This is a genomic window from Chromatiales bacterium (genome assembly GCA_020445605.1).
Classification (GTDB): domain Bacteria; phylum Pseudomonadota; class Gammaproteobacteria; order JAGRGH01; family JAGRGH01; genus JAGRGH01.
The window spans coordinates 93086-102179 of sequence record JAGRGH010000055.1; the positions used below are offsets into that span (position 1 = coordinate 93086).

Sequence of the window (9094 nt, forward strand, 5' to 3'; positions counted from 1 at the left end):
GCCGGCATTCGCCAGCGCCTCGGCATTGCGTACTCTCACGGCAGCAGATAGCGGTCCATGACGCGGCGCGCCACGGGTGCCGCGACCGTGCCGCCGCCGCCGCCGTTCTCGACGACGACGGCAACGGCGATGCGCGGTGATTCGACCGGTGCGAAACCGACGAACAAGGCGTGATCGCGCAGGCGTTCGTCGACGTTTTCCTTGTCGTATTCCTCGTCCTGGCCGACGGTATAGACCTGCGCGGTGCCGGTCTTGCCGGCAATTGAATAGCGATCCGTTTGGACGCCATGTGCGGTCCCGCGCAGACCGTGCACAACCTCGCGCATCGCCCCGATCACGCGCGACCAGTGCTCAGGCGCGGCCTCGACAATCGAATCCGGCTCGACGCCGTCGTCCAGACGCAGCAGGCTCGGCCGGAAATGCCGGCCACGCGCGGCAATGGTTGCCGTCGCGCTGGCCAGTTGCAGCGGCGTGGCGAGGAAAAACCCCTGCCCGATGCCGGTGATCAGTGTCTCGCCCGGAAACCAGACCTCGCCGCGCGCGGCCTGCTTCCACTGCCGCGACGGCAGCAGGCCATCGCGTTCGCCAAGCGCATCGATGCCGGTTGGCCGCCCGAAGCCGAAACCGGCGAGAAAGTCGTGCATGCGGTCGATGCCCAGCACGCGCGACAGCTCGTAGAAGTACACATCGCAGGACTGCACGATCGCATCGTCGAGCGTCATCCAGCCGTGCCCACCCTTTTTCCAGTCGCGGTACTTGTGGTCCTGGTTCGGCAGCTGATAGTGACCGGGGCAGAAACTGCGCGAGCCCGCCGGCACCAGCCCGCTCGAAAGGCTCGCCAGTCCGAGCAGCGGCTTGATCGTCGAGCCCGGCGGGTACTGCCCGTGCAACGCGCGGTTGAACAGCGGCTTGTCCGGCGAGCGCTCGAGCTGCGCATAAGCCGCATGGCCGATGCCGTTGACGAAGGCGTTCGGGTCGAACCCGGGTTTGGAAACCAGGGCCAGCACCTCGCCGTTGTTGGGATCGATCGCGACGACCGCGCCATTGCGGTTACCAAGCGCGAGCAGCGCCTCGCGTTGCAGGCGCACGTCCAGCGCCAGTTCCAGCGGCTCACCGGAGAGCGCCTCGCGGCCGTCCAGCAGACGCAGCACGCGACCGAAGGCGTTGGTCTCCACGCGCTGCAGACCGACGCTGCCATGCAGCCGGTCTTCATATTTCAGCTCGATGCCGATCTTGCCGATATGGCTGGTGCCGTTGTAACTGGCACGGTCGATCCGCTCGACTTCCTCGGCGTTGATGCGCCCCACGTAGCCGACCGCGTGCACGAGATCGGCGCCGAGCGGGTAATGCCGGGTGAGCCGCGCGTTGACTTCGACGCCGGTGAACCGGTGCCGGTTCACCGCAAAGCTCGCAACCTCGTCGGGCGACAGGCGGATGCGCAGAGGCACGCCCGCATACGGGCGCGACTGCCGGCGCAGCTTCTCGAAACGCTCCAGGTCGTTCTCGTCGATCGTGAGCAGTTCGCGCAGGCGCGCGATGGTCGCGTCCAGGTCCGCGATCCGCTCAGGCACGAGCTCCAGGTCATAGGACGGCAGGTTGTCGGCGAGCAGCACACCGTTGCGGTCGTAGATCAGGCCACGCGTCGGCGCGAGCGGCTCGACCTTGACCTGGTTGCCGCGGGCCAGCGTCGCGAAGTGCTCGTACTCGTGCACCTGCAAGAACGCCATGCGCGCGACGATGGCGCCGACCAGCAGTCCGACCAGCACGAACGCCGCGACGGCTCGGGCGAGAAAGGTCTGGCTCTCGCGGAAATAGTCGTTGATGCGTAGCGGCTGGGCCATGGCCTAGCGCAACTGCGCGCGACGGCGCAGGTCCCGCAGGATCACGAACACCCACGGCCACAGCGCGGCGCTGGTGAGCACCGGCGCCCAGATCAGGATCGGATCGACGGGATGCCCGGTCAGCGCATGCACCCAGGTGATGAAGCCACGTTCGACGAGAATCAGGATCGCGACCCACAGCATGCGCTGCCAGGTGCGATAGACGCGTGCGCGCAGGTGCCAGCGCAGCGCCACATACGCGATGAAGGCGAACCCGAGCGCATTCAGTCCGAGCAGGCTTGCCGACAGCACGTCGAGCGCGAGCCCGACCGCCCAGCCGATGCCCACGCCGACGCGGTCGGGCAGCGCGATGCACCAGTAGATCAGCACCAGTGCGACCCAGTCGGGCCGCCAGGGTTCCGCGCCGTCGGGCAGCGGCAGCAGGGCCAGGATGAGGGCGACGAGCAGGCTGCCGCCGATGACCGCAATCGCGCGCCACATCGGACTTCAGCCGTCCACCGCCAGGGCGCGTGTGCGCGCCCGCGGCCACACCAGCAGGAACTCGCGCGAGCGCTCGAGTTCGGCGCTCGGGATCGCCTCGATTTGCGCGAACGGCCGGCCCGGACTGAGGTCGACGCGGTCGACCAGCGCCACTGGATAGCCGACCGGAAACCGCTGGCCCAGACCCGAGGTCACCAGCACGTCGCCGACGTCGATATCGGCGTTGTTCGGCAGATAGGGCAGCTCGATCACGCCGCTGCGACCGGTGCCGACCGCGATCGTGCGCAGCCCGGTGCGATCGACCTGGACCGGGATTGCGTGCTGGGCATCGGTGATCAGAAGCACCGTCGCCGTCAGCGGCGTCACCTCCGTGACCTGGCCGACGACCCCGCGCGCGTCCACCACCGGCTGACCGGTATACACATCGTCGAACGAGCCACGGTTGAGCAGAATCTTGTGGCTGTACGGGTTCAGATCGACCGATACGAGCTCGGCGATCAGCACCTCGTCGCCAACCTCGATGGAGGAGTTCAGGAGTTCGCGCAGGCGCTGGTTTTCCGATTCGAGCGCCGACAGCCTTTGGGTCTGGGCGCGCAACAACAGCTGCTGTTCACGCAGGTCGGCGTTCTCGGTAAGCAATCGGTCGCGCTCGGCCAGGCTCTCGGCGGCCCAGCGCCACAACCGGCTCGGCGCGTCGACGAGGTACTGGACCGGGGTCAGCACAACGGCAATGGCCCGTCGCAGGCCCTGCACGCGGTCGAAGCGATGGTCGGCGACCATCAGCGCCACGGAAATGATGACGACCAGCGCCAGCCGCGCGCTGGCCGATGGCGCGGCGGCAAAGATCGGTTTCACGGCAGGCGCGAACCGGTGGCGATCAACAACGCGCCGGGTTCGTCCCGGGCGGCACGCCGCGCGGCGGCCTGCGGCCGGTCGCAGTCATTCATTCGACCGCGAACAACTCCGGCCCGCGCTCGTCCATGAGTTCCAGCACCTTGCCGCCACCGCGCGCGACGCAGGTCAGCGGGTCGTCGGCGACCACCACCGGCAGGCCGGTTTCCTCGGCGATGAGCTTGTCGAGATCGCGCAGCAGCGCGCCGCCGCCCGTGAGCACGATGCCGGATTCGGCGACGTCCGCGCCGAGTTCCGGCGGGGTCTGTTCGAGCGCGTGACGCACCGCACCGACGATGCCGGCGAGCGGTTCCTGGAGGGCTTCCAGAATCTCATTGGAATTGAGCGTGAAGCTGCGCGGCACGCCCTCGGCCAGCGAACGGCCCTTGACCTCCATCTCGCGCACCTGGTTGCCCGGGAACGCCGAGCCGATCTCGTGCTTGATGCGCTCGGCCGTGGCCTCGCCGATCAGGATGCCGTAGTTGCGGCGCACATAGCTGACGATGGCCTCGTCGAGCCGATCGCCGCCGATGCGCACCGAGTTCGAGTAGACGATGCCGTTGAGCGAAATGATCGCGACTTCGGAGGTGCCGCCGCCGATGTCGAGCACCATCGAACCGCGCGCCTCGGAGATCGGCAGGTCCGCGCCGATGGCCGCGGCCATCGGCTCCTCGATCAGATAGACCTCGCGGGCGCCTGCGCCGGCCGCCGATTCTTTGATCGCGCGGCGTTCAACCTGGGTCGAGCCGCAGGGCACGCAGACCAGCACACGCGGGCTCGGCCGCAGCAGGCGGCGCTCGTGCACTTTGTCGATGAAGTACTGGAGCATCTTCTCGGTCACGGTGAAATCCGCGATGACCCCGTCCTTGAGCGGACGGATCGCCGTGATGTTGCCGGGCGTGCGCCCGAGCATGGCCTTGGCCTCGGCGCCGACGGCGGCGATCGATCGCGAGTGCCCCGGACCGCGGTCCTCGCGGATGGCGACCACGGACGGCTCGTTCAGCACGATGTCGTGACCGCGGATGTAAATCAGCGTGTTGGCCGTGCCCAGATCGATCGAGAGATCGTTCGAAAACAGGCCGCGAATCTTCTTGAACATCGAAATTCCGGGATGGTGAACGGAGGCGGCGCGCGCGGTGGCGCGCAGAGGGCGGAAAGCCGCCGTAATCTAGCAATGCGTGGGGCGTGCGGCAAGCGGCCGGCTGCCCGATGCCGGTCGGCTGTGATAACGTGCCGGGCCGTTTTCCGCCATGTTTTCAGTCCATGTCGCTCGGTCCAGACGAAGTCGCGCGCATCGCGCATCTCGCCCGACTCGCGCTCGCGCCCGAAGAGGCCGCGCACTCGGCCGGCGAGCTTTCGCGCATCCTCGATCTGGTCGACCAGATGGAGGCGACGGACACCCGCCACGTCGAGCCGATGGCCCACCCGCTGGATCTCGCCCAGCGACTGCGCGCCGACGAGGTCAGCGAAACCGACCAGCGCGGGCGCTTCCAGGCCATCGCGCCGGCGGTCGAGGACGGGCTGTACCTCGTGCCGCGCGTCGTCGAATAGGCGCCGCCGATGAGCGAACTGCACGAACTCGATCTGGCCGGCATCGCCGCCGGACTCGCGGCCGGCGATTTTTCGGCCGTGGAGCTGACCGGCGCGCTGCTCTCGCGCATCGAGTCCCACCAGCCCCGGCTGAACGCCTTCGTCACCGTCACCCCCGAAATCGCGCTGGCCCAGGCCGCGGCGGCCGACACCGCGCGTGCCGCGGGGCGTGCCGGCCCACTGACCGGCGCGCCGATCGCGCACAAGGACATCTTCTGCACGGACGGCGTCCGCACGAGTTGTGGCTCGCGGATGCTCGACCACTTCATCGCGCCCTACGAGTCGACCGTGACCGCCCGGCTCGATGCCGCCGGCATGGTCATGCTCGGCAAGACGAACATGGACGAGTTCGCGATGGGCTCGTCGAACGAGACCAGCTTCTACGGTCCGGTGCGCAATCCGTGGGACACCGAACGGGTGCCCGGCGGTTCGTCGGGCGGCTCGGCGGCCGCCGTGGCCGCGCGGCTCGCCCCGGTCGCCACGGGCACGGACACCGGCGGATCGATCCGCCAGCCGGCCGCGCTGACCGGGCTCACCGGACTGAAGCCGACCTACGGCCGCGTGTCCCGCTACGGGATGATCGCGTTCGCATCCAGCCTCGACCAGGCAGGGCCGATGGCGCGCAGCGCCGCCGACTGTGCGCGCGTGCTCGGCGCCATGGCCGGCTTCGACTCGCGCGACTCGACCGCGCTCGAAGAGCCGGTGCCGGACTATGTCGCGGCGCTCGACCGGCCGCTCGCGGGCGTGCGCATCGGTCTGCCGCAGGAATACTTCAACGCCGGACTGGACGCCGCCACGGGTGATGTCGTGCACGCGGCCCTTGCGGAGTTCGAGCGCGCCGGCGCGAAGCTCGTCGAGATCAGCCTGCCGAACGTCGGCCTGTCGGTGCCGGCGTACTACGTCGTCGCGCCGGCCGAGGCCTCGTCCAACCTTTCGCGTTTCGATGGCGTGCGCTTCGGTCACCGCTGCGCGGCACCGGCCGATCTCGAGGACCTCTACAAGCGTTCACGGGCCGAGGGCTTCGGCGCGGAGGTTAAACGCCGCATCATGATCGGCACCTACGCGCTGTCGGCCGGCTACTACGACGCGTACTACCTGAAGGCCCAGAAGGTGCGCCGATTGATCGCGGACGATTTTCGCGCGGCGTTCGAATCGGTCGATCTCGTCGCCGGTCCGACCGCCCCGGGCCCGGCGTTCCGGCTCGGCGAGCGCACCGGCGACCCCGTGCAGATGTATCTGTCCGACATCTATACGATCGCGGCGAATCTCGCGGGACTGCCCGCCATGTCCCTGCCCTGCGGCCTGGTCAGCGGTCTGCCGGTCGGCCTGCAACTCGTGGGCAATTACCTCGCCGAAGGCGGACTGCTGGCCGCCGCGCATCAGTACCAGTTGCTCACGGACTGGCACACGCGCTCGCCGAGGGAGTCCTGAGCGATGGAATGGGAAACCGTCATCGGGCTCGAGATTCACGCCCAGCTCGCGACACGCTCGAAGATCTTCTCCGGCGCGTCCACGGAATTCGGCGCCGCCCCCAACACGCAGGCCTGCGCCGTTGACCTCGGTCTGCCCGGCGTGCTGCCGGTGCTCAATGCCGAGGCCGTACGCATGGCCGTGATGTTCGGGCTGGCGATCGATGCCGAAATCGGCGCGCGCTCGGTGTTCGCGCGCAAAAATTATTTCTACCCGGACCTGCCGAAGGGCTACCAGATCAGCCAGTACGAGCTGCCCATCGTCGGTCGCGGCCACGTCACGATCGAATGCGCCGACGGCAGCGCGAAGACCATCGGCGTGACCCGCGCGCATCTGGAAGAGGACGCCGGCAAGTCACTGCACGAAGACTTCCACGGGCTGACCGGCATCGATCTCAACCGCGCCGGCACGCCGCTGCTGGAGATCGTCTCGGAACCGGACCTGCGCTCGGCGCAGGAGGCCGCCGCGTACGCGCGCAAGGTTCACGCGATCGTGACCTCGCTCGGCATCTGCGACGGCAACATGCAGGAAGGCTCACTGCGTTTCGACGCCAACGTTTCGGTGCGCCCGCGCGGCCAGAAAAAACTCGGCACGCGCGCGGAGCTCAAGAACCTGAACTCGTTCCGCTTTCTGGAACGCGCGGTGAATTTCGAAATCGAGCGACAGATCGACATCATCGAGTCCGGCGGCAAGGTCGTGCAGGAAACCCGCCTGTATGACGCCGAACGCAACGAGACCCGCCCGATGCGCAGCAAGGAAGAGGCAAACGACTATCGCTACTTCCCGGACCCCGACCTGCTGCCCGTCGTGATCGAACCGGCGTTCATCGACAAGGTGCGTGCCGGCCTGCCGGAACTTCCGGATGCGCGGGCACTGCGTTTTGAACAGACGCACGGCCTCGGCCACGCGGATGCCGTCACGCTTGCCACCGATCGCGCGACGGCCAAATATTTCGAATCGACCGTAGCGGCAGGTGCGGAGGCAAAGGCCGCCGCAAACTGGATCAACGGCGAACTGGCCGCCGCCCTGAATCGCGACGACTGCGCGATCGAACGCGCGCCGGTGCCGCCGAGCGCACTCGCCGGGCTGCTCGCACGCATCGCCGACGGCACGATTTCCGGCAAGATCGCCAAGCAGGTGTTCGAAGCCATGTGGGCCGGCGAAGGCGACGCGGACACGATCATTCAGGTACGCGGCCTGCAGCAGATCAGCGACAGCGGCGCACTCGAGGCGATCGTCGACGAAGTACTCGCGGCCAGCCAGGCTCAGGTCGAAAACTATCGCGCGGCCGATGCCGCGAAGCGCCCGAAAATGCTCGGCTACTTCGTCGGCCAGATCATGAAACGCACCCAGGGCAAGGCGAATCCGCAGCAGGTCAACGAGCTGCTGCGCAGCAAGCTCGACTGATTGTTCAACAGACGCGCCTCTCACCAGCAACCGCGCCTCCTTCGCACATCCATTACGTCTGGCGGTAAATCGACGCACAACGGTCGTCACAGTTCCCACGCCGGATCGACCCGATCGAATCACCCCAAAGCCCTGCACGGAGTTTGACCGACGTGGAATCCGGGAACGGCCATGCAGATGTTGGACCGCGTGTCAGCAGGCCGTTGAAATTCTTATTTCAACCGCCTGCCATCGCGACGCAGGGGACTCTCGCCCGAAGATCGAACAGGCGGGTGTTTGATTTTCGTGCTCAACCGGAAACGGCGCTTTTCGGTTGCCATGTTGAAAAGGACGCGGATGTCAGCTGCCGCGATTAGTTAAGCAGATCGGCTGACAGCGCGAAATATTTTTGCAAAACTCTTCTCTTCATCTGAATTTAAAATTTTACATCGGTTCATTTCCCAGACCAAATGCGCTCCGAAAACATTTGAATCATCCGCGGATTTAAAACTTAACCTATACACCAGATGGGAATCAATATCAGCAGCATCATCCAAATCAGATGGCCTACAATTCGCCCAACTGTGTATACCGATGTTCGCTGCTTCTGCGCAAAAATGAAGAAGCAGACGTGTGTAAGAGGATGACACAGTAAATTCTATTCTCGAAAATTGTCCGCCAGCGACAGATCTAATCACCCGCAGACCTTCTAACCTCGATAAGAGAGTGTGTATGGCCTCAAACGGCTTGACTTCTTCCATTGCTTAACGTCAAAACTCAGCCGCCGCCGGAGGCGGTCGGCTGGAGTGACTGGTTAGAGCGAACTACCGGACACGCGAGCCCTAATCGTTTAAGTGTTTCGTCGAGTTCGGCGTCAAAATATTCCACTAGATCAACCATCTGATCGTCGTTTTCAGGAGGGCCAGCACAATTCTCTGATGAATAATAACGGGTTGCTAGCATCATCATTCTTTTCTTGGGACGGTTTACCCAATAGGAAATATGTTGATGAACCGTCCGATTGGGAGTAACAGTTCCATCGATGAAACTCGACCACTCCGGCATCGAGTCGCAGAGCCCCCATGTGATATCTAATGCCGCAGCGTAATGTTCGAAAGCCGGATTCGCAGGATACGCCACATTGATACTGAACGACGTCTGATAGGCACCATCACCGAAAAGTTGGTACTCCTCAGCACCATCTGCGCCACTTGGCAAAGGCAGTCTTGTGGGCTCTTGTGCCCGGGAGCAAGCCGTCGAGAGCAACGCCAGAATCACAATGTATAGCAACCGCCGAGCCATAATCGCTCTAACGAGCCTGTCGAAAAACCGTGTTTGACGACGAGGCGTGATTCGTTCCGGCGGATGCGACGTTCCGATTGACCGATTGTCGCCGTTTGCAGACAGACGCGCCTGATGTTGATCGTGGCACGTTC

General features: G+C 65.4%; 9 protein-coding genes. 3 read left to right on the top strand and 6 right to left on the bottom strand.

The genetic code is table 11. The features are described 5' to 3' along the window. Positions 1-35: 35 nt before the first annotated feature. The 4 genes from mrdA to KDG50_14400 form a co-directional block, all read right to left on the bottom strand. Entirely contained in the window at positions 36-1841 is a 1806-nt protein-coding gene (mrdA, locus tag KDG50_14385; protein ID MCB1866602.1) for a penicillin-binding protein 2, read from the bottom strand. A 3-nt stretch (positions 1842-1844) separates the two neighbouring features. Then, positions 1845-2321, bottom strand: a complete 477-nt coding sequence (gene mreD / locus KDG50_14390; GenBank protein ID MCB1866603.1) for a rod shape-determining protein MreD — start codon at positions 2319-2321, stop codon at positions 1845-1847. Between the two features lie 6 nt (positions 2322-2327). Beyond that, positions 2328-3176, bottom strand: coding sequence for a rod shape-determining protein MreC (gene mreC, locus KDG50_14395; protein ID MCB1866604.1), 849 nt, complete (start codon positions 3174-3176; stop codon positions 2328-2330). An 88-nt stretch (positions 3177-3264) separates the two neighbouring features. Further along, positions 3265-4311: a rod shape-determining protein gene (locus KDG50_14400; protein MCB1866605.1), complete on the bottom strand. Its 1047-nt coding sequence runs from the start codon at positions 4309-4311 to the stop codon at positions 3265-3267. A 164-nt stretch (positions 4312-4475) separates the two neighbouring features. Here KDG50_14400 and gatC point away from each other — a divergent pair, with 164 nt between their 5' ends. Genes gatC through gatB form a run of 3 tightly spaced genes read left to right on the top strand, consistent with a single transcriptional unit; the run spans position 4476 to position 7679 of the window. Beyond that, complete coding sequence (gene gatC, locus KDG50_14405) at positions 4476-4763, top strand: Asp-tRNA(Asn)/Glu-tRNA(Gln) amidotransferase subunit GatC (GenBank protein MCB1866606.1); 288 nt, start codon at positions 4476-4478, stop codon at positions 4761-4763. Positions 4764-4781: 18 nt separating this feature from the next. Then, complete coding sequence (gatA, locus tag KDG50_14410; protein MCB1866607.1) at positions 4782-6233, top strand: Asp-tRNA(Asn)/Glu-tRNA(Gln) amidotransferase subunit GatA; 1452 nt, start codon at positions 4782-4784, stop codon at positions 6231-6233. A gap of 3 nt (positions 6234-6236) precedes the next feature. Beyond that, a complete protein-coding gene (gatB, locus tag KDG50_14415; protein ID MCB1866608.1) occupies positions 6237-7679 on the top strand; it encodes an Asp-tRNA(Asn)/Glu-tRNA(Gln) amidotransferase subunit GatB in 1443 nt (480 codons plus the stop codon). Between the two features lie 356 nt (positions 7680-8035). Here the strand turns inward: gatB and KDG50_14420 are convergent, their stop codons facing one another. Together KDG50_14420 and KDG50_14425 are read right to left on the bottom strand one after the other, a co-directional pair. After that, entirely contained in the window at positions 8036-8419 is a 384-nt protein-coding gene (locus tag KDG50_14420) for a hypothetical protein (GenBank protein ID MCB1866609.1), read from the bottom strand. A gap of 16 nt (positions 8420-8435) precedes the next feature. Beyond that, positions 8436-9094 (bottom strand): hypothetical protein (locus KDG50_14425; protein MCB1866610.1); only part of this gene is annotated, 659 nt, incomplete at its 5' end.